Source organism: Fictibacillus sp. 7GRE50, from assembly GCF_015903875.1.
Taxonomy (GTDB): domain Bacteria; phylum Bacillota; class Bacilli; order Bacillales; family Fictibacillaceae; genus Fictibacillus; species Fictibacillus phosphorivorans.
Window position 1 is genome coordinate 520,586 of the sequence record NZ_JACZDW010000004.1, and the last position, 25,579, is coordinate 546,164.

General features: G+C 34.6%; 32 protein-coding genes. 26 read left to right on the forward strand and 6 right to left on the reverse strand.

What is annotated here, in order from left to right; genetic code table 11:
- The first annotated feature begins 182 nt into the window (after positions 1-182).
- The 5 genes from IHV12_RS17905 (at position 183) to IHV12_RS17925 (ending at position 2,598) form a co-directional block, all read left to right on the forward strand.
- Positions 183-719: a DUF3916 domain-containing protein gene (locus IHV12_RS17905; RefSeq protein ID WP_197191692.1), complete on the forward strand. Its 537-nt coding sequence runs from the start codon at positions 183-185 to the stop codon at positions 717-719.
- Positions 720-851: 132 nt separating this feature from the next.
- The gene (locus tag IHV12_RS17910; protein WP_197191693.1) at positions 852-1,337 is read left to right on the forward strand and encodes a YxiF family protein; all 486 of its coding nucleotides are present in this window, start codon (positions 852-854) and stop codon (positions 1,335-1,337) included.
- Positions 1,338-1,368: 31 nt separating this feature from the next.
- Positions 1,369-1,536 carry a hypothetical protein gene (locus tag IHV12_RS17915; protein WP_197191694.1) on the forward strand — a complete coding sequence of 56 codons (168 nt, stop codon included), beginning with the start codon at positions 1,369-1,371 and terminating at the stop codon, positions 1,534-1,536.
- 181 nt (positions 1,537-1,717) lie between these two features.
- Positions 1,718-2,230 (forward strand): GNAT family N-acetyltransferase, encoded by a 513-nt coding sequence (locus IHV12_RS17920; RefSeq protein WP_370568844.1) that lies wholly within the window; start codon positions 1,718-1,720, stop codon positions 2,228-2,230.
- Positions 2,231-2,370: 140 nt separating this feature from the next.
- Positions 2,371-2,598 (forward strand): hypothetical protein, encoded by a 228-nt coding sequence (locus IHV12_RS17925; RefSeq protein WP_197191696.1) that lies wholly within the window; start codon positions 2,371-2,373, stop codon positions 2,596-2,598.
- Between the two features lie 841 nt (positions 2,599-3,439).
- Here IHV12_RS17925 and IHV12_RS17930 read toward each other — a convergent pair.
- Positions 3,440-4,489 carry a hypothetical protein gene (locus IHV12_RS17930; protein ID WP_197191697.1) on the reverse strand — a complete coding sequence of 350 codons (1,050 nt, stop codon included), beginning with the start codon at positions 4,487-4,489 and terminating at the stop codon, positions 3,440-3,442.
- 1,725 nt (positions 4,490-6,214) lie between these two features.
- Between IHV12_RS17930 and IHV12_RS17935 the strand changes: the two genes are divergently transcribed.
- From IHV12_RS17935 to IHV12_RS17990, 12 genes are all read left to right on the forward strand, one after another.
- Positions 6,215-6,661: a GNAT family N-acetyltransferase gene (locus IHV12_RS17935; RefSeq protein ID WP_231620789.1), complete on the forward strand. Its 447-nt coding sequence runs from the start codon at positions 6,215-6,217 to the stop codon at positions 6,659-6,661.
- A 165-nt stretch (positions 6,662-6,826) separates the two neighbouring features.
- Positions 6,827-7,819, forward strand: coding sequence for a Gfo/Idh/MocA family protein (locus IHV12_RS17940; protein WP_197191698.1), 993 nt, complete (start codon positions 6,827-6,829; stop codon positions 7,817-7,819).
- A 319-nt stretch (positions 7,820-8,138) separates the two neighbouring features.
- On the forward strand, positions 8,139-9,164 hold the full coding sequence (locus IHV12_RS17945; protein WP_197191699.1) for an AraC family transcriptional regulator: 1,026 nt from the start codon (positions 8,139-8,141) through the stop codon (positions 9,162-9,164).
- A 45-nt stretch (positions 9,165-9,209) separates the two neighbouring features.
- On the forward strand, positions 9,210-10,004 hold the full coding sequence (locus IHV12_RS17950; protein WP_197191700.1) for an SDR family NAD(P)-dependent oxidoreductase: 795 nt from the start codon (positions 9,210-9,212) through the stop codon (positions 10,002-10,004).
- Between the two features lie 213 nt (positions 10,005-10,217).
- The gene (locus tag IHV12_RS17955; RefSeq protein WP_197191701.1) at positions 10,218-11,180 is read left to right on the forward strand and encodes a helix-turn-helix transcriptional regulator; all 963 of its coding nucleotides are present in this window, start codon (positions 10,218-10,220) and stop codon (positions 11,178-11,180) included.
- A 77-nt stretch (positions 11,181-11,257) separates the two neighbouring features.
- On the forward strand, positions 11,258-11,887 hold the full coding sequence (locus tag IHV12_RS17960) for a type 1 glutamine amidotransferase family protein (protein ID WP_197191702.1): 630 nt from the start codon (positions 11,258-11,260) through the stop codon (positions 11,885-11,887).
- A gap of 446 nt (positions 11,888-12,333) precedes the next feature.
- Complete coding sequence (locus IHV12_RS17965; protein ID WP_197191703.1) at positions 12,334-12,708, forward strand: YciI family protein; 375 nt, start codon at positions 12,334-12,336, stop codon at positions 12,706-12,708.
- Positions 12,709-12,846: 138 nt separating this feature from the next.
- The gene (locus tag IHV12_RS17970) at positions 12,847-12,996 is read left to right on the forward strand and encodes a hypothetical protein (RefSeq protein WP_186320498.1); all 150 of its coding nucleotides are present in this window, start codon (positions 12,847-12,849) and stop codon (positions 12,994-12,996) included.
- 231 nt (positions 12,997-13,227) lie between these two features.
- Positions 13,228-13,644, forward strand: coding sequence for an NAD(+)--rifampin ADP-ribosyltransferase (arr, locus tag IHV12_RS17975; protein WP_197191704.1), 417 nt, complete (start codon positions 13,228-13,230; stop codon positions 13,642-13,644).
- 329 nt (positions 13,645-13,973) lie between these two features.
- Complete coding sequence (locus IHV12_RS17980) at positions 13,974-14,174, forward strand: helix-turn-helix transcriptional regulator (protein ID WP_197191705.1); 201 nt, start codon at positions 13,974-13,976, stop codon at positions 14,172-14,174.
- Positions 14,171-14,626 carry a DUF3278 domain-containing protein gene (locus IHV12_RS17985; protein ID WP_197191706.1) on the forward strand — a complete coding sequence of 152 codons (456 nt, stop codon included), beginning with the start codon at positions 14,171-14,173 and terminating at the stop codon, positions 14,624-14,626. The genes IHV12_RS17980 and IHV12_RS17985 overlap by 4 nt, the downstream gene beginning before the upstream one ends.
- 150 nt (positions 14,627-14,776) lie before the next feature.
- The gene (locus IHV12_RS17990; RefSeq protein WP_197191707.1) at positions 14,777-15,601 is read left to right on the forward strand and encodes an MBL fold metallo-hydrolase; all 825 of its coding nucleotides are present in this window, start codon (positions 14,777-14,779) and stop codon (positions 15,599-15,601) included.
- A 376-nt stretch (positions 15,602-15,977) separates the two neighbouring features.
- On the opposite strand, the gene IHV12_RS17995 is transcribed toward IHV12_RS17990, so the two are convergent.
- The 4 genes from IHV12_RS17995 to IHV12_RS18010 all read right to left on the reverse strand — a co-directional run bounded on the left by IHV12_RS17995 (position 15,978) and on the right by IHV12_RS18010 (position 19,132).
- Positions 15,978-16,175 carry a DUF6440 family protein gene (locus IHV12_RS17995; protein ID WP_144699736.1) on the reverse strand — a complete coding sequence of 66 codons (198 nt, stop codon included), beginning with the start codon at positions 16,173-16,175 and terminating at the stop codon, positions 15,978-15,980.
- A gap of 302 nt (positions 16,176-16,477) precedes the next feature.
- Entirely contained in the window at positions 16,478-17,170 is a 693-nt protein-coding gene (locus IHV12_RS18000; protein ID WP_197191708.1) for an ABC transporter permease, read from the reverse strand.
- On the reverse strand, positions 17,170-18,018 hold the full coding sequence (locus IHV12_RS18005) for an ABC transporter ATP-binding protein (protein ID WP_197191709.1): 849 nt from the start codon (positions 18,016-18,018) through the stop codon (positions 17,170-17,172). The genes IHV12_RS18000 and IHV12_RS18005 overlap by 1 nt, the downstream gene beginning before the upstream one ends.
- Positions 18,019-18,172: 154 nt before the next feature.
- Entirely contained in the window at positions 18,173-19,132 is a 960-nt protein-coding gene (locus IHV12_RS18010) for a response regulator transcription factor (protein ID WP_231619545.1), read from the reverse strand.
- Positions 19,133-19,416: 284 nt separating this feature from the next.
- Here IHV12_RS18010 and IHV12_RS23100 point away from each other — a divergent pair, with 284 nt between their 5' ends.
- The 7 genes from IHV12_RS23100 (at position 19,417) to IHV12_RS18040 (ending at position 22,891) form a co-directional block, all read left to right on the forward strand.
- Positions 19,417-19,530 carry a transporter associated domain-containing protein gene (locus IHV12_RS23100; RefSeq protein ID WP_370568837.1) on the forward strand — a complete coding sequence of 38 codons (114 nt, stop codon included), beginning with the start codon at positions 19,417-19,419 and terminating at the stop codon, positions 19,528-19,530.
- Between the two features lie 15 nt (positions 19,531-19,545).
- The gene (locus IHV12_RS22940; protein WP_255552637.1) at positions 19,546-19,668 is read left to right on the forward strand and encodes a hypothetical protein; all 123 of its coding nucleotides are present in this window, start codon (positions 19,546-19,548) and stop codon (positions 19,666-19,668) included.
- Positions 19,669-19,978: 310 nt separating this feature from the next.
- Positions 19,979-20,218, forward strand: a complete 240-nt coding sequence (locus IHV12_RS18020; protein WP_197191710.1) for a helix-turn-helix transcriptional regulator — start codon at positions 19,979-19,981, stop codon at positions 20,216-20,218.
- On the forward strand, positions 20,208-20,558 hold the full coding sequence (locus IHV12_RS18025) for a DUF2178 domain-containing protein (protein ID WP_197191824.1): 351 nt from the start codon (positions 20,208-20,210) through the stop codon (positions 20,556-20,558). Before IHV12_RS18020 ends, IHV12_RS18025 begins: the two co-directional genes overlap by 11 nt.
- A gap of 189 nt (positions 20,559-20,747) precedes the next feature.
- The gene (locus IHV12_RS18030; RefSeq protein WP_197191711.1) at positions 20,748-21,263 is read left to right on the forward strand and encodes a GrpB family protein; all 516 of its coding nucleotides are present in this window, start codon (positions 20,748-20,750) and stop codon (positions 21,261-21,263) included.
- Positions 21,264-21,359: 96 nt separating this feature from the next.
- Positions 21,360-21,935 carry a GNAT family N-acetyltransferase gene (locus IHV12_RS18035; RefSeq protein WP_197191712.1) on the forward strand — a complete coding sequence of 192 codons (576 nt, stop codon included), beginning with the start codon at positions 21,360-21,362 and terminating at the stop codon, positions 21,933-21,935.
- A 92-nt stretch (positions 21,936-22,027) separates the two neighbouring features.
- Positions 22,028-22,891 (forward strand): phosphotransferase family protein, encoded by an 864-nt coding sequence (locus IHV12_RS18040; protein WP_197191713.1) that lies wholly within the window; start codon positions 22,028-22,030, stop codon positions 22,889-22,891.
- 339 nt (positions 22,892-23,230) lie between these two features.
- Here the strand turns inward: IHV12_RS18040 and bla are convergent, their stop codons facing one another.
- On the reverse strand, positions 23,231-24,157 hold the full coding sequence (bla, locus tag IHV12_RS18045) for a class A beta-lactamase (protein ID WP_197191714.1): 927 nt from the start codon (positions 24,155-24,157) through the stop codon (positions 23,231-23,233).
- Positions 24,158-24,418: 261 nt separating this feature from the next.
- Here bla and IHV12_RS18050 point away from each other — a divergent pair, with 261 nt between their 5' ends.
- Both IHV12_RS18050 and IHV12_RS18055 read left to right on the forward strand, forming a co-directional pair.
- Complete coding sequence (locus IHV12_RS18050) at positions 24,419-24,802, forward strand: DUF4871 domain-containing protein (RefSeq protein WP_370568838.1); 384 nt, start codon at positions 24,419-24,421, stop codon at positions 24,800-24,802.
- A gap of 209 nt (positions 24,803-25,011) precedes the next feature.
- Positions 25,012-25,482 (forward strand): hypothetical protein, encoded by a 471-nt coding sequence (locus IHV12_RS18055; RefSeq protein WP_197191715.1) that lies wholly within the window; start codon positions 25,012-25,014, stop codon positions 25,480-25,482.
- Positions 25,483-25,579 lie beyond the last annotated feature (97 nt).

Here is a 25,579-nt window from a genome sequence, read left to right on the forward strand (position 1 = left end):
ATAGATTTTAAAACCTACACTGAACAAATTTTGGCATATAACTAGTCTGAAATCCAGCACTGTTCACTTTATAAAGTGAATAGTGTTTTTTTCCATGGAATTTACTCAATTATGTTCCACTAATGGTCCAGATTGTTGAATAAGTGATATGGTAAATTTATGTTAAGTAGAGGATGATTAATATGAATAACTGGAGATTTGATAATGGATCGAAAAAGAAACTTAGGGGACTAAAGAGAAGATACAAAACATTAATTAAACAAATAGAGAATTCAATGAAAATAATGCCTGATTTGAACGAAAGCAGTCTAGGATATTGGCATGAACATTTACCTTTTAATCAAGAATATGTAGATTCAAAGAAGACTCCAAATAGTATACGAAGAGGTATTATGCAAACATTAATTGATCAAGTCAATCATTTAATAAGCATTAAAAAAGAAGAACAAATAGATTTTAGAATATATACGGTCATTTCTCTACCTAGTTTGTTTGACTCTCAAATTGCAGTCCTACCCGATAAAAGTTGGTTTGAAGGATTTTTTGAAAGGAATTCAGAAGAACAGAAATGGATTCCTTTAGACAAAGACAGAGACCTTTTAAAAGAATGGCGTCTCAAAGCTCCCTCTAATCTGGAAGTAAAGGGATATAAGGAAATCATTTCTGACGAGGACTATTATCTTGAAGGTGAAGTTTGGATTATAGGAGAATTAAGCTAAATATATATGAGGCATTCCTGAAATGGGGGAGTGCTTTTTTATTCAAAAAAATGGTATCATTCCTGAAATAAGTAATTTTACAATTGGGTACGTTAATGTGCTGACCGCAATTAAATAGGGGTGTATTAATAAGTGGAAGTAAACGACCGCAAAGAACGGGTTAGATCACTTCAAATAAAAAACAGAAGAGAAAATATTATTAAGAAAATGGGAACTAAAAGTATCAGCTTATCACTTGATTCCTTTTTAGATATTCAGTCTTCTAAGTTTTTACTCGAGTCACTATTTGTTAAAATTAATAAACTAAAAGAAGATAAACTTGAAATTAAATTTGAACACAGCCATGAAACAGCAATAAAACACATTAGTGATTTTAAATCGAGAATGCCGTTTAAAGATAAAAATGTTATTTTGTTTCACCAAACCTATCTTGAAACAGGTGCTATTATCGTAGATATTGGGAATGTTTTTAAGGAAATTAATTGGATGATCAGTTTTAGTGGTTATTCACAAGAAGAATTTGATTTTATTATTGTCGAACCTAAATTAGAATATGGTATTTGTATCGAAATACTGGAATACCAAGATACATTTACTATATGGGGTTTATTCAACTAAAGGGTGCTTTTCTTAAAGAAGGAGAAAAACTATGAATATAGTTCAAATACTTATGGCAGGAGCTGTAACAGCAACTGTAATGACTGTTTTTAGTGAGGGATTAGAAAGATGGGAAAGAGTTGCTCTTAATCTGGTAACATTTTTCCTAACTTTATTTATTGTAAAACTGTTTCAAAAGGCTAGAGCGAAAAACAATTAATTTATTTAGCAACTAAATATTCTCTTACTTAATTCCATATTCAACAAATGGTTGCTTTTCTTCAACAAGGAAACATGCACTTTTTTATTGAATTTACTAAACAAACGTAGCAGGATTGTGGAATAAGGAGTTTATTATGAGTAGAAGGATATAGAATAATAATTTTAAGGAGATGGACGTTATTTCAAAACAAAGTGAAGAACGACAAATACAAATTAATAATTGGGAAGACAAAGACCTTGATCTACTTGTTAAATTAAACGCACCAGAAATGATGGAACATCTCGGAGGGTCTGAAAGTAATGAACAGGTTCTAATGCGTCATAAAAGGTATCTTGAACTTGGTGAAAAGGGAAAAGTATTTAGCATTACCCTAAGTCCTGATTTTGTAGCGGTTGGATCAGTTGTATATTGGCAATCAACTTGGAATAATGAATGTGTTTATGAAATAGGGTGGAGCATACTACCACAATTTCAGGGGAAAGGGATAGCAACACATGCCGTTAGACTTGCAATTAATGAAGCAATTAAGGAAAAGAAATATAAATACATACACGCTTTCCCTTCTGTTGATAATCCTGCTTCAAATACGATTTGTCGAAAGCTCAACTTTTCATTTATATCAGATTGCGAATTTGAATACCCACCCGGTAATTTCATACATTGTAACAATTGGCGCTTGGACATAAAGTAAATCATATTTGGTTTTTCGTTTTTCAACAATCGGGTGCATTTCTTCAAGAAGGAGAAGTGCCTTTTTTATGGAATTAAAAGAAGGTCAGTTAAACAATGAATAGAGAAAATGAAGAAAACTAAATTCTAAGGGGTTAGGATATGAAAGAAATATTAGGGTATTTTCTTATTGCTCAAGCAGTGTTAACAGGGATTATAGTTTACGCAATGACTCAATTAGCCGATTCCATTAAAGCTTCTGCAGCTTATATAACAACTAAAGAAGGATCATTGAGCTGGGGTAATGATTTGGGAATGCCTACATTCGCATTTGTTTTATTGATAGCTGTTATTGGAAAGGGCATATACTTGGTATTACAGAAAAAATAATTCGTCTTATTCAACAAACTGGTGAGTTAATCAGTGGAATAAGTATGAGTCGATAAAAGGTAAGAAAATGACATATGTAGTAGGAGAAAGTATGAAAATGAGCAAAGGCAGATATAGGAGATCTATTAGAGGTATATACAGGGAAACTAGAAGTGAATTATTATTTGAGTTGCTATGGAACATCTTAACTTTTATTCCAAGAGTGATGTTCCGATTAATAAAAAGCATTTTTAATCACTATTAAACAATCGGGTGCGTTGATCCAAGAAGGATTAACGCACTTTTAAAGGAAGTTATTGAACAATCGAGCAGGATTGTTGAATAAGAGCAGTTAAGGTTGATTGCAATAAAAAAAGATAAAAATTTTTAAAATTAGGAGTGGTGATACGTGTTGGTTGTCATTCTATTACTTATTGTAGGAGTAATTGGCTTTATCTCTTTTTTATATTTCATTCGTTCATATCGGATGGGAGAAAAATACTTATTTAATCGAAGTCAGTTATTTAACGATATTACAAATTTCGTAATTTGCCCTAAGTGTAGCCATAGTTCAGTTCGTGCAAAAAACGGAGTGCAGATGTGTTCAAAATGCCATTTTGCATATTAAAGATAATGAGTGTTATTCCGTTATCGGGTGCTTTAATTGAAGATCTGGTTAAATATAAAATACTCGTCAAATGACGAATCTTTTATATTTAACCTACAAAATCAATGTTATTTCCCTTAATAATTTTGAAAAAGAACCTCAAAACGAAACCCTTTAATATATTATCACTTGTTCTTTTTCATTTATAATGTTTTCTTTTGGGTGTGTCTTCTTCATAATGTACCGAGAATCTACTTACACTTTTGTTACATAGCGTTTTACTTCCTCCCAATAATCCGTCTCCTTTTCAGGAACTTTTGCCCAATCTTTATCTGGATAATGTGCTTGTACATCCGAAAAACGATGATTGTTAATAAAGTGAGGATCTACTGTGCAACCTTTTAACGCGCTTATTGGGGAAAAGAAAAGGTAACCATCAAAAAGATCTTTTAAACAAAAATTCGTATAACCCGATGAATAATAGCTAGCATCTTTCAGATCTCCAATACAGGTACCCAATAGATCGAATCCCATTGGAGTATGATCAAATTCAGCCATCAATTCTTCAATCTGCCCATTTGCTGGAGATTGGTTTTCAGCTAGACTTTCTTTATGTGAGAAGCGCTGATGTAACAGAATAGAAAAAACTTCATGCGGATAACTTTGATAAATTAAGTTACCTAAGAAGCCATCATTGAAACGAATAAAGTTAGACGCTGTTTCATCATATTGAGGGTAGTGATACCTTGTAAATGCATGAACGGTTCCAGTTAGAATTACGATACGCTCGTTCTTTTTAATGATTTCATCTTCAATAATCTGAAAACGATATTTTTCTGTATTTCCCTTGTAAAAAACCTTCGAACAACTTTCTGGTGTGCGAACTCCGGAGAAATCTTTCCAATTGTACTTATAACTTAGATTAATGATTCGAAACTTCCGATCACCTTTTTCAAGCTTAGAGTTAAGCTCCCATGCAGCACGATACAAATCCCAATATTCTTTATATGGCCATTTCACGTTATAATTGAAAATCAGCCGTCTTGCTATTTCTTCATCAAATCTTTCACCCGTTATCAGTTCATCTAAAGCATCTTGGTCTTCACTTGCACCAAATTCCATTCCTAAATGATAAACGCCACAACGGTACAATTCAGGAATCATATTATTAACAAAATCTAGATTCTGTTTCACCGCATGCCTTTCTGCTAATAGAACGATAGGATATTCCTTACATTTACTAATTAAGTACTTTTCTGGTCCTAACATGTTTTCTTTTAAATGATGAATCCATTCCGATTTCATTTGAACACCTCTAACTTTGATACTTTTTTCGTATACTATTCTCATCCACTTCTCATTATATCCTGACCTGTTGCTGGATACATCCGAATCTTGGCTAATCCTTCTTCAAGAAGGAGAAATACTATTTTTATGGAATTTGTACAGGTGAAAAAATGAGGATATAAAGATTAAAGAGAACCTTTATGAATAAACTTAGCAATACCTCTTTCTCTTAGAGTTACTTTATAACTCTCTATAGTATTTGCAAAAGGAAAGCCGCCCCTTTTTTCTTGAGTAGAGTGAATTGGAGGATGTAAAAAAATTTCTTTTTGGTGGGATTAATATATATACAACAATCTGGCGCGTTGATCCAGGAAGAATTAACGCCTTTATTATGGAACCTATTGAACATTGTGGAATAAGCAAGACAAAATGTTCGTTAAGTTCAGGAGGTTGAATAATTTGCGAAAGGTTACAAGGTTTAGGACCGAATAAATTACTATATTGTTAATGGTATTGATAATTATTGTTTTTTTTATATCACTATTTACTGGGCTAACATCAATCAAAGAAGCAATTACATATACTTTAATAATTGTACTACTTTCTTTTTTAACGGCAGATATCAGAAATGATACAAAAAAGAAGAAATCGTCAATTACGGCTTATAAGTTGTTTTGTTGATATTTCTATTCTCTTTTTTAACTTTATTCTAAACAGCTATTATTCCACTAACGAGTGCTATAATCTAAGATCGGCTGCCAAAATTGGTGGCTTTTTGTTTTTTGAAAACGTACAACAAAAATAGGTAATAAACGTTTAAATAGGAATAGAACAATTTAAGGAGATTTAAAATAAAGAATGTACCTGGAGGTAAAAGAGAGTAGCAACATTTTGTGCCACTCTATTTGTCAGTATCATTTTATTGATAGTTCCTTTTTTCGAGGGGAGACACTAGGTCCAAAATTATAGTTTCTTTTATTATATTTTTCTTATATGCCGGTATGATCTTAATCTTTGGTAGTTATGTATCCTATTGTTTAGAGTTTTTGTTGAAAAAGTGGGGGGATTACACGAATCTCAGTTTATTGATGTATATACTACTTCATGGTTTATTTGGTTCTTTAAAGGGTTAATTTTTAAAACAGTTTATCTTGCCATCATTGGTTTAATAAATAACGATAATGCTGTATTTGAAAACGGGATAAAAGGATATCGATAGTACAAATCCCTGAAAAATCAAGATATGTTAAAGAGTCAATTAGGATGTAAAATGATGTTTGGAAGAAGACAGGGGATATAATGTTGTTAGTTTTCATATTTCATATTTTGATAAGTTTCATGGTGTTAGGAATAGCATTGATTCCAGCTCAAATAGTAGAATTTAAAAGAAGTACTCTAAATAATATGGTTGGGATAATTGGATTATCAGGCATTTTTTTAGTGGGTACAGGGATTTTTATTGGGATTGGAGAGTCTTTACATACTTATATTTATATAACATTGATTTTACAATTTATTATTCTATGTTCATTCTATTTACTCTACCGTATTTTTAAAAATATGGGGTATTCAAGTTTAATAAATCTCAGCTCCATTTCCTTAGTCATAATTAGTTATTTAAATTATGTTTACTATATTATAGGGAGCTTTTTGTATTAATGGGTGCATTTGTAATAGATTCAAGAGAACAAAAAGGATTTCTGATTAGGTTATAAAATGTACATATCGTCAATGGGAGAGATTATGATGACTGAAACAATTGTACCAATGACATTTGATAGAATAGAACAATGTGTTGAATTATATATTAATGTTTTTAACAAAGAACCATGGAATGAGACCTGGACAGATCGAGATGCTAAAGAAAGACTAACGGATTTAATGCATACACCTAAATGTCTTGGCTATTTGTTATATGAAAACGATGCTTTAATAGGATTCATTGCCGGAAATAGTAAACAATCGTATGCAGGGTTCACTTTTTATTTGGCTGAATTTTGTATTAGTAATCAGATCCAAGGCAAAGGTTACGGTTCGAAACTTCTTCTGTATTTAGAAGATGAATTAAAGAAAAGAGACATTTCAAGCCTTTATTTATTAACTGCTAATGGAGGACTTGCAGAAGCGTTTTATCTCAAAAATAACTACACCATAAATGAGAATAGAATCGTTATAAAGAAGGATTTATAATTTGTTTACGATATCTGTTTACTTCACAAACGGGTAAGGTTTTGTGGTTTTTTAATTCATTGGACAGGTGTTAAATTTACATGAGCATACCCTACTATGTGCTGAATAACCCTATTTTGGTAAGATCAAATTTCATATAAATTTGAATAAAGAGGAGTAAGAAAAGTGAAGAAAGCTAACCTTTGTTTTATAGGTGCGGGGTTCCATGCATCTACAAATATTTATCCATCTACTATTGAAGCTGGAGCGGAAATTCAAGCTATTTCTACAAGAAATCTTAATCGTTCGAAAGATGCACTTCGACGCTTCGGAAGCAATGGAACACCGTATGATGATTATAAAGTTATGCTCAAATCTGAAGAGTGTGATGGCGTTGTAGTAGTTGCTCAACCTGAAGATCATTTCTCTTTAGTCATGGACTGTATTAGAGCGGGAAAAAATGTTTATGTAGATAAACCTCTTGGCATGAATGCTGATGAAGCTGAGGAAATCGCGAATGCTGCTGAAGAAGCAGGGGTCATATTAATGGTAGGATTTATGAAACGCTATGCGCCCTGTTATAAGAAGTTAAAAGAATTAATCAATAGTGCTACCCTTGGACAAGCTCGCTCTTTTCAAGCGAGATTTGCTGTAGACAGCACCCCTTTTTGTAAAGACGATGAGCAGTTTATGAAGCTCGCTGCTATACATATAGTTGATCTAGTCCGCTTTTTGTTTGGTGAAGTTGTTCAAATATCCGGTTTTAAAAACAGTCACAGTGAATTTATCTCTCAGAGTATTTCATTAAAATTTGAAAATGGAGTCGTGGGTAGCCTTTATTTTACAGGAATGACAGCTTGGTCAAGGGAAAGCGAAAATGTGGCAGTAACATTCGATAACGGATTTGCAATTGCAGATGAAGTTCATACACTTACTGTCCATAAATCTCAGTCTTTTGACCAACTACCTTGGAAATCACTTGCAGAGAATGATACAGTATTTACGCCTTCAGCATCTCCCATGTCTGGAGGTTACAGGGATCTTTATTTGCGTGGTTTTGTTGGAGAAATGGCTCATTTTATAGAGAGTTGTCAAAATGATAGAGAAGCATGTTCGAGTGGACGTGATAATGTTCGTACGATGCTACTCTGTGATCATATCCTAGCTGAATTGGTATAGGTTGAAAGAAAGTCAATGAGTTAGAAGAAATGGTTGGAGGCTTTAAAGGTCCAACATTTATCATTTAAGATTTTAAGAATTTACTATTTGTTGAAAAGGTTAATAACAAAAACTCTAATGGGTGTGGTGTTTTTATGGAGCCTATACTACGGAAGTTATCCTACATAATACTAACACTACTTATTCGACGTAATCAGCAAGTAAAATGTCGTTCTTTACTAGTTACAGAGTGACATTGGATAGGTAATGTATAAACTGTACTGCTAGTCATATCCAATAATAGTGATTGTGTAAATAGTAATAGGGAGGACCTATATGTATGACGTCTCATTCTCGAATAAAAATCCCGGCAGGATTTTGGACAGGATTAAATCAATTGGGGATTGCCTCCCACGATGTGGTTAGAAAAGCACGACTTCCGCTCACCATTATTACTGAACCAGATGTCACCACCGCCCAATATTTGGCGATCTGGCAAGCTTATTCCGATCTCATTGATGACAATGCAAAAGGAATTATCGAACTTACGAGCGGTTTTGAAACAGCTCATTACCCACCTAGCGTTTTAGCTACTTACCACGCTCGTGACTACCGCGACGCTCTAAAGCGAATGGCCCGGTACAAACAACTTTGCCCCCCTGAAAGTTTACGTATCATCGAGGAAGGTGAGATCTGTACAATTGAACTGGATTGGTTGGATATCGATCAACCTGGTCCGCCCCTGCTGGTTGGTATTACGCTAGCATTTCTTCTGGAGCTAGGACGCCGTGGTACTGGTAAACCATTAACGCCGAGGTTCGTCGAATTTTCACACGCTATGGGCGATGTACAGGTACTTGAAGATTACTTTGGCTGCCGTATTCAGATCGGTGCAAATTATAACAGGTTGACATTATATAGAGGAGATCTGGATCGTCCGTTTGTTTCGTACAACGCGGAGTTACTGGAGATTCTCACTCCCATACTAGACCAATCGTTAAACGAGCAGCAACGAAGTCGCTCAATCACCGAGATGGTTAAGTGGATTACGAAACGGAGCTTAACAGGGGGGCGCCCTGACATTCAGACTGTCGCTAGCGAATTAGGGATGAGCGATCGTACCTTGCAGCGGAGACTGACTGATGAAGGGACAAACTTCAAGCATTTGCTGACACAGGTCCGACATGAGCAGGCACGAGAGTACTTGGCAGACCCCTCCCTCGATATTAAAGAAGTGGCATTCCTGATTGGATATGAAGACCAGAACTCGTTCTACCGTGCCTTTCGCCTTTGGGAAGGCGATACTCCTTCAAATTGGCGTAATGAACATCTAGGTAAACACTCGTTAAATAGGCACTATCTTTAAGAATAATATTTTTCACACTAATTAAATACAGGGGAGAAATGAATTGTGGATATGAAATTACACAATAAAACAGCATTAGTTACCGGGTCGACGAAAGGGATAGGTAAAGCAATTGCCATTGAACTTGCTAGAGAAGGTGTTCATGTACTAATTAATGGACGAAACTATGAAGAAGTAGAACGAGTTGTAAATGAAATTAAATCAGATTTCCCAGCTACATCTCCTCAAAATGCTACAGCTGATTTAGTGGATATTCAACAGAGAGAAGTTTTGTTTGAAAAATATCCCAATATTGATATTTTGGTTAATAATATGGGGATTTATGAAATCATGCAATATGAGGATGTAGACGATGAAGTATGGGAAAAATATTTCCGCACTAATTTTCTTGTTGCAAATGGATTATCTAAATTTTATTTACCTAAAATGCTGAACAATGATTATGGCCGCATTATCTTCATTGCGAGTGAAGAAGCAATGATGCCTTCAGGACAAATGCCTCAGTATTGTACAACAAAATCAATGCTATTATCATTGTCAAAAAGCTTATCTAAATTAACAAAAGGAACAGAAGTAACAGTTAATACAATCATGCCAGGACCAACGCTCTCTGAAAATGTATATCAAATCATTGAAGGGATCTACCCAAATGAAGACATGAATTTTTCAGAAAAAGAGAGAGAATTTATGACTACAAACCTACCTCAATCTGAAATTCAGCGATTTATCAGACCTTCTGAAATAGGTAGATTAACTACATTTGTATGCAGTCCTTATGCATCCGCGTTTAAAGGAGCTCCCATACGTATGGATGGGGGAATGGTACCGACTATTTTTTAATTTCTATAACTAAAAGTAATTCTGTGAGTTTGCAGACACCTATATGTCTGCAAACTCTTCTTTATTGAGCTCTGTTAAAGGTATATTGGTAATCTTAAAAATGTAGAAATCACATTAAAAAAGAACACTAAATACAGAAAATATTCTTTTGTGATGAGCTATACTAGAGATTGGATCTATAGAATATGATTTATGAAGAAGTGGAGTTTTCTTATGCCTAAAATCGACAATATGCTAGCCGTTTTATGGATGCTTCGGTCAGGTGAAAAAGTCACTGCCAAACAAATCTCAGAGAAGTTAGAGCTCAATATTAGGACGGTGTATCGATACATTGATACCCTTTCAACAAGTGGTGTACCTATCATTTCAGATTCGGGACATAACGGTGGATACTCTCTATTGAACCAATTTATAGAGGCTCCTCTTTTCTTTGATATTGAAGAGCAGACGTCACTGTTTCACGCAGCTGTTTTTGCAGGTGAAGCGGGCTATTATGGAGGTGAAGCACTAAATAGAGCCGTATCTAAACTAGGTAGACACTCAAATCAAGAACAGGAAACAAAAAGAAACCAACATTTATCGAGTCTAGAAGTAATCAGCCACTTACCTTCGTTCTTTGCAGAATCTACGTTAAAGGAGTTGGAGACTTCAGTAGCTGATGAGTACTCTGTAAAGATTACCTACCAAAACAGTAAAGAGAACCAATCAAGTGATAGATTGATCGATCCATACAGAATCATCTATTGGAATAGGAAATGGTATGTGATTGGCTTTTGTCATCGTAGGAAGGAAGTCCGTAGTTTTAGAATAGATCGAATCGAAAGGCTCATTCAAACCGAAGACAAGTTTATTCGGCCAGAAGATTTTTCAGCTTCTGACTTTTTTATGAAAAGCCTACTGCCAACTCTTAAAGATAAAGATAAGAGCACCACTTTAGTTATTAATGGGAGTACAAATGCCTTGGGAGATATTGTCCAACATTGGTTTTTGGGACATTATTTACAGAGTCAATCATCAAATCAAGTAACATTTCTTCTGGAAAAAGATATTTTACATACATATGTTCCTCACATGCTTTTACCATACGGTACTTCGATTCAAGTGATTGAGCCTATAAGTCTTAAGAAAAGGATTATTGAGGTTCTGTCTGATCTAATAAACTTTCATCAAGTATGATAACTTCCCTGACGTTAACTGTCAGGGAAGTTATTTTATAATTGTCTATATTACATGTGATGAGGAAGTGTTATGGGATGGAAACAAGAAGAGTGTATCTGTATGTATTTAATACAATGTCAGACTGGGAGTATGGTTATTTAATTGCTGAGCTACATACAGGGAGGTACTTTAAAAAAGATACAGCACCTTTAAACGTAGTAACTGTAGGGGCTGATAAAGAAATGGTCACTACGATGGGTGGACTAAGTATACAACCAGATATATCTATAGAGGAGTGTAGCCTAAAGAGTAAAGATCTTTTAATTTTACCTGGGGGTAATACATGGGGAGAAGTTATTCATCAACCCATCATGGAAAAAACAGGCGACGCTTTAAAGCAGGGTACGATTGTTGCGGCAATTTGTGGTGCAACAGTGGCACTTGCGAATAGGGGTTACCTCGATACAAGAAAGCATACGAGTAATAACTTAGACTACTTGAAAATGGTCTGTCCAAATTATGAAGGAGAAAAATTATATGAGGAGGGACCAGCAGTTGCTGATGAGAATTTAGTTACGTCATCAGGAGTAGCTTCTCTTGAATTTGCGAGGGAAGTGATTAATAGATTAGATGTATTTACACCGAATACCTTACAATCGTGGTATAAGCTCAATAAGACTCAAAAGCCTGAATACTTTTTTCAGTTAATGAACTCTATGGAATAGTTAAGTTTGAAATATTACCGTAGGATAGGACTGCTTGAAAACGTAAAAGTGTATAACTTTTATAAAGAAATACGGTAAGACCTAGAGATACGTCTTATTTAGGAGTCATTGATAAGTCTTCAAAAAGAGAATTTAAACAGATAATTTCCAATAAAGGATATCTTACCATTCCTTACGCATTAAGGCAGAAGTTGATCTGTAATACCTTTCAGATCATTATTGAACAGAAAGATGAAAGAATTATATTGGCTCCAAAATAAAAAGAAAACCTCCTTAAAAAAATCTCTGCAATCAAGTGCATTTCTTTAACTAAAGGAATGCGCTCTTTTTTATTGAAATAAGAGATTAAAGGTTTTCTAAAAAAATTTAACATCTTGTCGATTATACAGATTGTTGATCGTCGTATGAGTGTATACAAAATTTTGAGTAATCGAGGAGAGAGGATCATGATATTTTTATGTATGGGCTATTACAACCCTGAAAAGATGGATGCACGTCCAAGGACAGAGATTGAAGCTATTATGAGTGAATGTCAACCACACATTGAGAATTTTTATAATAGCGGTGAGGTTTTGCTTGATGCCGGTCTTGACACAGAGTCTAAAAGCTTGCGCCGTGTAGACGGCAAGATAATCGTAACAGATGGGCCATATACAGAAACTAAAGAAATGATAGGAAGTATTTTCATTTTTGAAGCAGAAAACATGGATGAAGCAATTCAACTTGCTTCTTTACATCCAACGACTCAAGTGAGCAAAGGTGAACAGTTTGGCTGGCGCATAGAAATTCGTCCTGTGCATTATTTTAAAAACAATAAATGAATTGGGTAGAATTTTATATTTAATGAAGCAATAATCTTTCGTAGTTGATTTGTTTTTCCAAATAATTATAAGGTTTCTTTTAGCAAACTAAGGTATAGTATATAAGATGAATTGAAGATAAAAAAGTAGGTGAACAATGTGGGGAAATATCAATTGGATGACAAAGCTCAGGTAGCTGTGACAAAGTTTCATGAGAAACAGACGCCTGCCAGGTTTGATAAAAAGAAGCATCTTGAAAAACTACGCATGGAGTTTTTGAAAAAGAAGCAAAAACAAACAGATAAATAATAGGATGAAAACATAGGAAGTGATATACTTCCTATGTTTTTTATTTTATGTACTTTTTAGTAACTTCTGTAAAATCGTGAATTCTCTAAGAAGGGTAAACTTAATAACGCTATATCACTCTTTCTACTTTAATTATACTCCGAATGCTAAAAAAATTATAGACTACTCTTTCTTGCATTTTGCTTATATACTGTTCTAAACAAATCATAAAAAAGTTAGAGGTGTCTATGGATGAATGATAAAAAAGAAGTCTTAGATAAAGGTCCTTTCTTTCATGGAACAAAAGCAGAGCTGAAGATTGGAGACTTATTAGAACCGCTATACCAATCAAATTACCAAGACAAAAAATCTAACTATATTTATTTTACCGCTACATTAGATGCTGCTAAATGGGGAGCTGAATTAGCAAAATCTCAAGCGAAAGAGAGAATCTATATCGTAGAACCACTAGGTGAATTTGAAAATGACCCGAACGTGACCGATAAAAGATTTCCCGGTAACCCAACAAGATCTTACAGATCTAAATCGCCTTTAAGAATCATAGCTGAATTAAAATCATGGGAAAGACATTCAGAGCAAGAAATCAATCACATGCTTACTCACTTGAAGACTTTAACTGAACAAGGTAAGAATGTTATATATGATTAACCACTTTTCAAACTTATTAACTAAATTCAATATGTAGACAAATCCCATTATAACTAAAATTGTAAAGCGGTTTGTTCTACGTTTCGGCATCCTCACTGATAAGGTGAGGATGTTTGTGTTCAAGGGTTTAATATTCATCAAATCCGTAGGAAAGAAATATTTTTTAAGAATTTAATGTTATAGAAGACGACCGAAGGATAGCTGGTTTCAAGGATACGTTTTTTTAAATTAATTTGTTAAATTTATGAAAAATTTGACTTTTTCTTATATCGTATGTAATATATAAATTGCATATGTAAACTATATCTAACATCCAGCTGGGGTGAGAAATGAAGAATAACGTTAAAATAACTAGAATGAATACTGCCATCACTCAGGAACAATTAGCGAAAAAAGTTGGTGTGACTAGACAAACGATCGGTCTTATAGAAAAGGGCGAGTTTAATCCTAGTCTTCAGTTGTGTATTGCAATAGCTAAAGAACTGCAGAAAACGTTGGATGAATTATTTTGGGAGGTTGATGCGAAATGAAATCTTGGATGTCTTTTTTACTACCGGATGATGAATACAAAGAAAGAAAGATGTTATATTTTTTCTCTGAGGGTGCAATCCTTCTTTTTCTTTCCCTATTTGTTATGCTTATCGGCAACAAGTCTTTCCATTTAGATGCACAAACAATCTTACTGGTAGCTATGGGTATCTTCCTTTTTTATGTGTCGGCCAGATATATCTTATCTGGCATTGAATACACAGATATTTCAACAGAGAGAGCCTACAAAAAAGAGTTAAAAGCTACAATCATGAAAACGGTTGGTTTTATTGCTATCTTTTTAACAATCTATCTATTATTTATTGGTGTACCTACGAGTTTGAACAAATGGATAGAAATATCGGGGTTGTTAGTAAGTGTTAGTGTAGTAAAGTTTTTATCCACTTATATTTCATTAAAGCGATCCTATCTGAAGAATAAGGAACTACTATAAATTACTTTTGAATGATTACGGTTTTTTAACCTTACGAGATTATGTTTTCGTAAGGTTTTTTTGTTGTGATCCTATTTACAAGCATAAAATTTCTAATTATTTCCTTCAGTTATTATAATTTGAGTTAGAGAGATAGAAGGGGGAAATATCGTGCATTACTATATTTGTAAGACTTGTGGAGTTCAATTTGAAGCAACATTACATGAACCATCGTCATGTTCCATCTGTAAGGAAGAAAGACAGTATGTGAGCTCAAAAGGGCAATCGTGGACAACATTAGAAGCGATGGTAGAAAGCGGCAACTATAAAACAGAAGTTAGTGTTGAAGAAGAGAATCTGTATCGTGTTCAGACGAGCCCGAGCTTTGGAATCGGCCAGACGGCATACCTCATAAAGGGCAAGGGGTATAACGTGTTATGGGATTGTGTGACTTACATAGATGAAGGTGCGATTGGAGCGATTCAGCAGCTCGGTGGAATTGATGCGATCGCACTATCACATCCTCATTATTATTCCACTCAAGTGGAATGGGCTGAAACATTTGATGCTGCACTTTATATTCACGAAGATGATAAGAAGTGGGTAACGAGGTCGAGTGAAAAAATCGTGTACTGGTCAGGTGACACACTCGAACTAAGTGAAGGAATCGTTCTTCAGAGAATCGGTGGTCATTTTAAGGGCGGCACCATCCTTGAATGGAAAGAAGGGAACCAACAACAAGGTGTTCTTCTTTGTGGTGATATTGTACGTATTGTAGCGGACCGGGATTGGGTCAGTTTTATGTATAGTTATCCAAACTTTATTCCTTTACCAGGTGCTACGGTTGAGAGGATCGCTCAGCGTATGGAAGAACTAAACTTTAATCGTATCTATGATGCTTTTAACCGAGTGATTAAAGAAGATGCTTCAGAGTCCGTTCAACGATCAGCGAAGAGGTACGTTGATGCGCTGAATGGGGTGTTGTTCCAAACTTAATTTTTTACAATACCGTTCTCAGTAAGTTGAACGATGCCTGGCTAACAAAAAGATAGGTTCCCAAATTTGTTATAAATTGAATCAAATAATTCTACTAGGCAAGTCATCCGCTAGGAAAAAAGGTGGAAAATGTTAAAATGAATAGACTTTGGAAGCTCAGGCTGATAAAAATTTTGCTTTGAATGTAATTTTTTTGCATTAAGTTATTCTTTATTTCTTTTAGTTTATTAATAAATTGGTTCAAAAACGTCTAACAGGTCGCTGTAAAATTTGTTAGACGTTTAAGAATATATTATTAGTGTTTGTGATAGTTTATTGTTAGGGGACATTCTATGCCGGGTTTTGCCCAGGTCTCTGTGATCTCACGATGAAAACATTAATTGGAATCCTTTTCTATAACCACATCACCATTTTCGTCTAATAATGGTGTAAGGGAAGTTCCCTGTGCAGACCAGGTATGCAGGTAATGGACATTTGTTGCTGTATCGACGAGTACTAAGATCATTCCGTACTGATAATGTTGCACGGATTTTTCAACAAACCTTTTATCATTGTCATTTTTTTTTCCGAACATGATTATCACTCCCTGAATTAATTATCCGATACTCACCTGTCACGTGCGTTCAGTAAACTAGCAATAGCAGTCAAATTCGTTTAGACCGTTAATACTTCATATACCCACTGTTACCTTTTACAACTCCTAATTGTTCATAAATACTTTTTTCAGAACACCTCCATTAAATTGAGTTGTACCAACCTTACAATGGATTAATCATTAATTCAGTCATAACAAGCTCTAATGTACATATTTGGAGCTGAATTGTACTGATCTGAACTTAAATGTATGAATAACGATAACCAGCCAAACTTACCCGATTAGTCATCAGTCATGACTTTTCGAAAACTAACATACGTAAACAATGCTGCTCCGATTATCCATATAGCGATTATACATAATGGTAGCCAAAAGCTTTTTTGGTACAATTCGATTGCTTGCATGATGGGAAACGTATTAGTGACTCTAACTATCATACTGTCTTCCGCAAACTGAAATGTAGCAATCATTGGCGTGAAACCAAACAGGAACATGACTGGCATCAGATAACCGGATGTGGCAGCAAGCGATTTTGAAAATAGTCCAATACCGATACCTAACAAAAGAAAGAATAGGAACAACAAGATTAGTCCAATGATCGCCCTGAAGTTCAAAAACGGTTCAATGCCCACGATTATTAGTGAAACCATTAGGGAAATAACTGTGATGATCCCTGTAACAAGACTTTTCCCAATAATGATATCTAATAGCGAAGCAGGAGATTGTATCAAACCTCTCATTGTGTTCTTCTCATTTTCTTCGGCTATCATGCTCATCATGATGCCTGACGTAACCATTGATAAAGTTGCCCCAATAATTACATATAGAAGTTTAATCGGAAGTTCTCCGTCAAAAGTTAGGGAGTAAATTAATGCGAGTAACGCATTACTTACTGGCAACATCAACAGCGCCATATTTTTTGGGAAATCTTTTATGTCTTTTTCAAAAATTGCAAGTATTCGTTGAACACTCATTATTCTAACTCCTTTCCAGTAACTTTTAGAAAGATCTGACCAAGTGTCGGATTATCCGTATGCATGGTTTTAACTTCTCCATTTGAGATCAGTTCCCTGATTTGCTCTGCCTTATCCGGTTGATTACTGATGACCAACCGATTGCCTTTAAAGGTTTCCACATGAAATGCGTGCGTGGAATATTTATAGCGGAGTGAATTCGGGCTGTCTAATTCCTGCAGTTCTCCATTATGCAAAAACGCAACCCGGTCACATAACTCAGTCGCTTCCTCCATATTATGAGTAGTCAAGAAAATGGTTGTACCTGCTTCATTCAGCTTTTGAAGTCCACGGTGAATATGTGCCATATTTCCAGGATCCAGAGCAGATGTTGGTTCATCTAGAAATACCAGTTTAGGATTGTGAATAAGCGCTTTGGCCAGCAGTACACGCTGCTTCATTCCTTTTGACAACATCGATACTGTTTTGGATCGTTCATCATGCAAATTAACTTCTCGCAGTACCACATCGATTTGCTTCAGTGGTGCACGATATAATTTACAAAATAATTTCAGATTATCATAGATCGTCAGTCGCTCATATAACGAGCTGTTATCTGATAATATTCCGATCTGGGATTTGAACTCTGACGTTCCGAAATTTGCTGAATCAATACCAAGTACTTTAACATCACCCACAGTTTGTTTCAGCTCTCCGGTTAATACCTTAACAGTCGTTGTTTTACCGGATCCACTTGGACCAAGAAATCCGAAAATCTCCCCCTGCTTCACATTAAAACTCACATTTTTAATGGCGGTATGTGCGCCAAAAATTTTCTGCATTCCTTTTACTTCAATGACATGTTCCAACTAAAACACTCCTTTCGACGATTTCCTTTATCGTAAAGGAGTGAATTACTGAATGCAGTCATATCAGGCTGAAATGTACGAAAAGGAGATTGAACTGTACTTATATCAAGTTAAAGTATCTTTAAAAAGACCTTCTAGTTAAGGTGAACTGTGTCTATTTGAGGATTAATTTTTCCTGGATATCTTGAATTTTAGAACGAGACAGGGGAATAGTTGACTGAACCTTATTGCTAATTCTGAGTGAATACGTGTTTTTTGACCATGTAATAATCTCACGTACCTTTTGCAGGTTTACTATGTAGGACCGGTGACAACGATAAAATCCAAAAACCTCTAACTTCTTGTCTACTTCAGCCAGTGTGTATTCCATCGCAAAAGATTCCTCATTAATAATAATCATTGTCTTTCCATCCTGACTTTCGATATAATCGATCTCTGTCGGATCAAATAGAATTATTTTATCTCCTACACGTGCAGAAATTTTGAATAGATTTGCAACAAATGGTTCTGTGGAACTTTCCATTTCAGGCTGTACTGTGGCCATTTCATCAACTTCAACTTCTTGCAACCCATTTTGTTGAAGCTTGTACACACTATCTCCAAGTAAAACTGCATGTTCCATGCTGGATACTAAAATAAGCACAGGTATCTGTAGATGCTTTATTTTTTGAAGCATATTAATAAACGTATTAACTGTTATAACATCAACACCGTGTATCGGCTCCAGGAATGCCATTTTCTTGTATCCGCTTATAAAATATTTAGCAAAGTATACTCGTCGAATTTCAGATTCGGAGCATTTGTCCAAAGCTTTCTTTGCACATGTATGCAGTTCAAACTCCACCAGAATTTGAGGTAATGGCATTTTACATTCGAACCATTTTTTAAAAAAAGCGATATTGTCTTCTACTGACAGGCGCATGTATAACCCCTCCTGTAGATCAAGAACGGGGATGCTAGTATTGCTGCGTAGGATTTTCACCAACTTAGCCTGCACATCAGCATCACTGTAAACTGATGTTGCCTGCGAATCGTTGACGGTAAGGGAAAATAAGGGAAGCGACTCGCCATTAATCACTTGTTCATCGATAGTAAAACATGCCATTTTTCTCATCCTTTCTTTTCCTTTTAATTACATTTTCGTAAGCTGGTTTAAACATTATGATTCCCTCATAACATTATCATTTAGAAGTTTGATAATATAGAAGGAATTAGCACATAGATTACATTTTTTAGCTTCATAGCAGTCATGATTGCCGCATCTCTTAATTCTACTCACTGAAAATTAAATACTCAATCTATTTCATAAGGAAAGCCTTTTCTTCATATTCACTTACCGACCTTTCTGAAAAAGACACAACTCCTTGTAATCCGAAACCTAGACGAATATATTTCTGCGTGTCAATTGGGTCAGATAAGACTGTTCTTCATGGTAAGGTATTGTTCAGTGAGGTGAATGACCTTTTTGGTCTCCACCTGAGTGATGAAGATGTAGATACGATTGGTGGATGAATTCTATTAGAAAACTTGGACATTGCAAAGGGAGACGAGGCATTCGTAGAAAATTACTGCTTTAAGGTCCTCGAACTTGAAGGCTATCATGGTAAATCACTAGAGGTCATTAAAATGCTCCTTGGACAAGATAGATAAACAAGATAGTGTTAGTTAAAAGGTTGTGGTTAAATAAACCACGGCCTTTTTTCGTTGTTGTGGGTAATTAATCAACATCTATTTCAACATACGGCAAATGAAGTTAGGCGTGCTTTATATGGATACATGGAAAATCCCATAAAAATATATAACTTAATGTACTAATGTTTCTTTCAGGTTTTTTTATAATAGAGATTTTCATTAAAATCAAAGTAATTTGATTAAAAATTAAAGTAATTTAAAACAAAGTATAAGTTTACTTTACTTTTTGTAAGAAATTAGTTTATAATTAAATAGAAGAGGTGATGTCATGAAGAAAGATTTTGGTGATTCCATTTCAAATAAGGTTTATGAATATCGTGTACTTGCCAGATTGTCGCAGCAAGAATTAGCAGAAAAAGTCGGGGTCTCCAAACAAACCATCTTTGTAATGGAAAAGGGAAATTATGTACCCACTCTGTTGTTAGCTTTTCGAATTGCTGAATTCTTTAAAGTGGATGTAAACGATATTTTTACTTATAAGAAAGGAATTGATGAAAATGAAAATTAAGTCGATCTCAGATATCCCTGGTGCAACTTTTTATCCTTTGAAGTCATGGGCTGAACAGTCTACTGGCAATTGGAACATTCTCTTAGGAATTGGTTTTTTATTATTAATGGTTAGTATGGTTTTAGCCTATGTGTTTTATAAGAAGATGGGGAATGAAGATGAACGGACAAAAAACATTTATCTGAAGAGCAGCTACTTTATGCTGTTGACTATCATTCTATGTGACATCGTTTTTCCTACTGAGTATATGGCGAACATCTTCTTCTTATACAAATACGCACTAGCCATTCTAGCATGTGGCATTTATTTGGCCGTTCAATATAAAAGGGATTTTTCGTAAAATATGGTTGAAGCTCGCAACGAAATTCGTTGCGTTTTTTTATGTGGCTGAATTGTTTCTAGCATAACTTGAATAGATTGTTGGAAAGGAAACTATCATTAAACGTCGTATTATAAAAATTACAGAGGCATGGGAATAAGGAAGGCGCTTGTGAAGAAGTGGGATTTTATGTGGGAGGAGTAAATGCTGGTGAGAAAGACAGAGATACTTCCATGGACTGAAGAATGGAAGAACGCTTATTTAAAAGAAGAAAGTAAACTTAAAGGAATTATTAAAGATGAGCTGATTGAAATCTATCATATAGGTAGTACATCATTACCTTCTGTTGGTTATGCAAAACCAATCATTGATATCTTAATCGTTGTAAAAGATATCGAGAAAGTTCATTTATACAATGAGGAAATGTTTTCTTTAGGATATGAACCAAGGAATGAACATGGAATAACAGGAAGAAGATATTTTACAAAAGGGAAACGTAAAAGATCTCATCACATTCATATTTTTCAACTTGGAAATAAAAACATTGAAACACATTTAACATTCAAAGATTACCTAAACAACAATCCAGAAGATGCAAAAAAATACGGAGATCTTAAAAAGGTGTTGGCAAAACAGTTCCCTGATGATACGCATAAATATCAAGAAGTTAAAGAAGTATTTGTTGATGAGTTAATTAAGAAAGCGGTTATCTGGAAAGAAAACTAAGATCCTTGTTCTTCCGCTATCATGTGCATTTTTTTAAGAAGTTCAAATGCTCTACTCTTATGATTAATCAAAAATCATTAAGGCGAGGAAGATAAAATGAACCCCTTGTTATTAGATATTCCTTTACAATTAGAAACGGAAAGACTAATTCTTCGAGCACCACTTCAAACTGGAGATGGAGAGATTGTGCACCAAGCCATAAAAGATTCGTTTGATGAATTAAAAGCGTGGCTTTCACTTTTTCAAGAAATCCCTACTGTTGAAGAAACTGAAATACTATTAAGAAATGCTCATATACATTTTTTAAAAAGAGAAGGTTTTCGTTTTCTTATGTTTGATAAAGATGGAGGGAAGGACTTTATTGGAACAGCTAGCCTACACAGGATTGACTGGGATATTCCAAAATGTGAGATGGGCTACTGGATTCATACAAAACATGGCGGACATGGATATATGACCGAAGCTGTAAAGGAGTTAGTTAACTTTGGGTTAAATCACCTCGCATTTATGAGGATTGAAATAAGGTGTGAATCAAGAAACGTTAAAAGTCGCTCTATACCAGAAAAACTTGGTTTTACATTTGAAGGTACGTTAAGGAATGATGACCTATCGGCAGATGGCAGCATGCTGACAGACACTTGTATTTACTCTAAAACAAATGAACCAGCTTGAGTTAAAGGTAATTAATTCAAGTCTTCAAGAAAAGGGTGCTTAAAAGAAGCACTAAATAATAAATGTTAGGTTGAAAAACAAGGAGTATACCAATGAATGATTATATTGAACGTATTCAAGCAGTCTATCCTGAACTTTTAATTGAAGATGTTTATCCAAATGATATTGGTCAAAATAACGATGTTTTAATAATTAACAATTCTCTTGTATTCAGATTTCCCAAGTACGATAAAGGAATTGTAAGTTTAAAAGAAGAAACGAAAATCTTAGAACATATTAGGGGCAAAATATCCATCCCAATTCCATGTCCAACATATCAGTCATTTGAGCTATTAAAACCTGGTAAAGTATTTACTGGTTATGAACGTATTGAAGGTGATCCTTTTTGGAATGAAGATTTTGTTAAAGTTGATAAAGTGGATTCAATAAAACTTGCAAAACAACTCGTAACTTTTTTAATTGAAATTCATTCCATATCAAAACAGAAGTTGAATAGGGATCTAGAATTAAAAGATCGTAACCCTTATGAAGAAATGAAAGAACTCTTTAATAATATACAGGACAAGCTCTTTTCTTTTATCAATGAAAAAGATCAAAAGGATATCGTTTTTTCATTTGAGAGTTTCCTTAATAATGAAGAACATTTAAAAACGACTCTTATACATGGAGATTTTGGAGCTTCGAATATCTTATGGAACTCCAAAAATTGTGAAATTTCAGGGATCATAGACTTTGGTGGTACCCGTATAGGTGATCCTGCCTTTGATTTTGCAGGAATACTATCAAGTTATGGTGAGGATTTCTTTAACAAGTGTATAGACCTTTATCCAAATGGTTCAGAAATAGCTAAGCGTGTTACATTTTATAAGAGCACGTTTGCTTTACAAGAAGCGTTGCATGGTTTGATAAATAACGATAAACGTGCCTTTGAAAACGGAATAAAAGAATATTTCTAGGAATACTGTGGCTTAATGAACATAGTTTCTTAGCTTAGTCATTTCTTATTTAACATTAGGGTGCGATTCTAGAAGAGTAAAATGCACCATTATAATACTGTAGTTAATAATTAATTTGAAAGGTGGGATTATGATAAATAATAGTTTCTGGTACCCTTTTAAACGATTGATAGAAAAAAAGTTTATCATAAGAGCCTCCTTCGTTTCGAAACAGAAAGTATCTTATGAACTCTTCTATTCGTACAACACAGTTTAAGAGAGCAGAGAAAAATGCAAGATAAAAGTTATCCTGCATTTTTTAAAACGTTTATTTATTTCATCCTCTGGACGTAACCTTTGTTATTTTTTAACTTTAAGAATCTTTATTACTTTTTTAGTTGCTTCAGCTATAAGCTTGTCGTTATAATCAGCATCTTTTTGATCACGACTGGAAAGTACAGCAAGAACGATAGGGTCTCTTTTTGGCGGCCAAATGATCGCAATGTCATTTCGCGTACCATATGATCCTGCCCCAGTCTTATCAGCTACTTCCCACCCTTTAGGAACTCCAGCACGAATTAAAGCATCTCCAGTAGTATTTCTCTTCATCCAATCTATTAATAGTTCACGTTTTTCTGTTGGGAGTATATCTCCCAGTGCATAGGCTTGAAGACTAGTAGCAAGTGCTCTTGGTGTACTTGTATCGTGAATTTCACCGGGATTAACTTCATTTAAATCAGGTTCATAGCGTTTAGGGTAGGTAACATAATCACCAATTTCCTCCAGTGATCTTTTAAATCCAGTCGGTCCTCCCAGTTGTTTAAGAATAAGGTTTCCAGCAGTATTGTCACTGTATCGAAGAGAAGCATCCGAAAGCTCTTGAAGAGTCATCCCGGTATCAACATGCTTTTCTGTAATCGGACTATAAGTAACAAGATCTCCACGTGTATAGGTAATTGTATGATTAAGGTCTTCTATTGATTTCTGTTGTAATAGTGCTCCTACAGCTAGAGCCTTATGAGTAGATGTATAAGCAAAACGCTCGTCTGGATGATAGTTTACGGTTTGGTTGGTACCAGTATCCAAAGCATAGATTCCAAGTTTCGCATCAAATTTTTCCTCAAGTTTGGAAAAAACATGATGATTTGCAGTTCCTTGTTCATCGGGTCTTGTTACTTTGGCATCAACATGACTGATTGAACCTACAAGAGTTGCACTAGAAAGAAATAGAACAGGGACAATTTTTCTAAAAGTGGATGAACGAAATATGTTGCTCAACGATTTCATAAAAATTCAACCTCTTTCTATTAGGTATTTTCTTTCAAATAATAAATCTATGATAACTAATATATCAACAATGAACATAAATTGTAATCAAACTTAAGTATTGAAAACTAGAACAATAAGAATGTTCGAGTTTTATATGGTTACTCTACCAGGCGGTGCTGTGGAAACAGGAGAGACTTTAGAAAAAGCAGTTATCCGTAAAGAAAGGGGGAATCTTGTCTGAGAAAAGTCATTTTTATAATTATATGTATCTTAGTCCTTGTGGCATGTAATCAAGAAAGTTGGAAAGAAAGTACCTTATTTGAGTCTGGTAGTTATACGATGATTGGTGAAAAAGATAAGATAGGTTTTATTTACGATGACTCAGAAGTCACTAAATTTTTCCCTAACAAAGAGCAGAAGTATATGTGGCATTTGTGGGGATCTAAAGACTTACCTGGTAAGCCGTTTAAAGTTATTGCCACATCACAAAAAACAGATGAAGAAGTGTCTCTTGTAGATTCATTTGTAGGCGGATCAAACAATGGAGCTGATGCACATATCCCTTCGATGATGTCACTGCCTCATTCAGGGATGTGGAAGTTGAATGCGTACGTTGATGATAAATTGTTTGGTTCAGTTTATGTTAAAGTGCATAATAATTAACGAATTATATATTCCACTGCGGGTGCATTTCTTCAAGAAGGAGAAGTGCATTTTTTATTGAATGTTGTTAAACATATGTACAGAATCATTAAAGAAACTTGACTTCGTAGTTACAAACTTTTTAATCGTTTTAAACGGTTTAGGTAAAGAAAAATACTTTCTAATAATTCATTACTGTTAAAGGTTAGTAAAGGAAGGAAATATTAAATATGAATAAATCCAAAAACGTAACCTTTCTAGCAACACTGCTTCTTGCTCCTTTTTTGTTAACAGGCTGTATTGGTGAAGAGTATTATGAAAGTCCTCCAGAAGCATTTCTTCAGGTGGGCGATGAGCTATATAAACTTAAAGAAGGAAATCGAAAGTGGAACTTTACGGAAGGTGAATATGATAAAGAATACATAAATTTAAAAGAACTTGCTGCAAAAGAAAAGCAAATTTCCGTTAACCCTGGAAGTAGCGGGTTTTTAATCATTGAACAAAATGAGATCGAAGGAATGAATCCATATTCGGGAGTAAGTATTGGTGTAGTAGCTCGAAAAGGTGAGGATCTCACAATGTTAAATGATGCTGACAAGACTTTCTATTTTCCTAAAGAAAAGGGTAATTATGTTCTAGAGATAGACTTTGATTCTGATCAAGGTGATACAGAGTTCGTTGCTAATATTAAAGTAGAATAACTAGTGCACTCAGTGAAATTTGAGAGGTGAGAAAAATGGTGAAAGCAGATAAGTAAGCCTCCTGAAACTTAGAAAAATATTTCAGGAGGCGAAATAC

Bases quoted from the DNA above. Each gene is read 5' to 3' on its own strand.
- IHV12_RS17905 (WP_197191692.1), top strand. From the start codon at position 183: ATGAATAACTGGAGATTTGATAATGGATCGAAAAAGAAACTTAGGGGA.
- IHV12_RS17915 (WP_197191694.1), top strand. From the start codon at position 1,369: ATGAATATAGTTCAAATACTTATGGCAGGAGCTGTAACAGCAACTGTA.
- IHV12_RS17925 (WP_197191696.1), top strand. From the start codon at position 2,371: ATGAAAGAAATATTAGGGTATTTTCTTATTGCTCAAGCAGTGTTAACA.
- IHV12_RS17930 (WP_197191697.1), bottom strand. From the start codon at position 4,489: ATGAAATCGGAATGGATTCATCATTTAAAAGAAAACATGTTAGGACCA.
- IHV12_RS17935 (WP_231620789.1), top strand. From the start codon at position 6,215: ATGATGACTGAAACAATTGTACCAATGACATTTGATAGAATAGAACAA.
- IHV12_RS17945 (WP_197191699.1), top strand. From the start codon at position 8,139: ATGACGTCTCATTCTCGAATAAAAATCCCGGCAGGATTTTGGACAGGA.
- IHV12_RS17955 (WP_197191701.1), top strand. From the start codon at position 10,218: ATGCCTAAAATCGACAATATGCTAGCCGTTTTATGGATGCTTCGGTCA.
- IHV12_RS17960 (WP_197191702.1), top strand. From the start codon at position 11,258: ATGGAAACAAGAAGAGTGTATCTGTATGTATTTAATACAATGTCAGAC.
- IHV12_RS17965 (WP_197191703.1), top strand. From the start codon at position 12,334: ATGATATTTTTATGTATGGGCTATTACAACCCTGAAAAGATGGATGCA.
- arr (WP_197191704.1), top strand. From the start codon at position 13,228: ATGAATGATAAAAAAGAAGTCTTAGATAAAGGTCCTTTCTTTCATGGA.
- IHV12_RS17980 (WP_197191705.1), top strand. From the start codon at position 13,974: ATGAAGAATAACGTTAAAATAACTAGAATGAATACTGCCATCACTCAG.
- IHV12_RS17985 (WP_197191706.1), top strand. From the start codon at position 14,171: ATGAAATCTTGGATGTCTTTTTTACTACCGGATGATGAATACAAAGAA.
- IHV12_RS17995 (WP_144699736.1), bottom strand. From the start codon at position 16,175: ATGTTCGGAAAAAAAAATGACAATGATAAAAGGTTTGTTGAAAAATCC.
- IHV12_RS18000 (WP_197191708.1), bottom strand. From the start codon at position 17,170: ATGAGTGTTCAACGAATACTTGCAATTTTTGAAAAAGACATAAAAGAT.
- IHV12_RS18010 (WP_231619545.1), bottom strand. From the start codon at position 19,132: ATGAGAAAAATGGCATGTTTTACTATCGATGAACAAGTGATTAATGGC.
- IHV12_RS18020 (WP_197191710.1), top strand. From the start codon at position 19,979: ATGAAGAAAGATTTTGGTGATTCCATTTCAAATAAGGTTTATGAATAT.
- IHV12_RS18025 (WP_197191824.1), top strand. From the start codon at position 20,208: ATGAAAATTAAGTCGATCTCAGATATCCCTGGTGCAACTTTTTATCCT.
- IHV12_RS18035 (WP_197191712.1), top strand. From the start codon at position 21,360: ATGAACCCCTTGTTATTAGATATTCCTTTACAATTAGAAACGGAAAGA.
- IHV12_RS18040 (WP_197191713.1), top strand. From the start codon at position 22,028: ATGAATGATTATATTGAACGTATTCAAGCAGTCTATCCTGAACTTTTA.
- bla (WP_197191714.1), bottom strand. From the start codon at position 24,157: ATGAAATCGTTGAGCAACATATTTCGTTCATCCACTTTTAGAAAAATT.
- IHV12_RS18055 (WP_197191715.1), top strand. From the start codon at position 25,012: ATGAATAAATCCAAAAACGTAACCTTTCTAGCAACACTGCTTCTTGCT.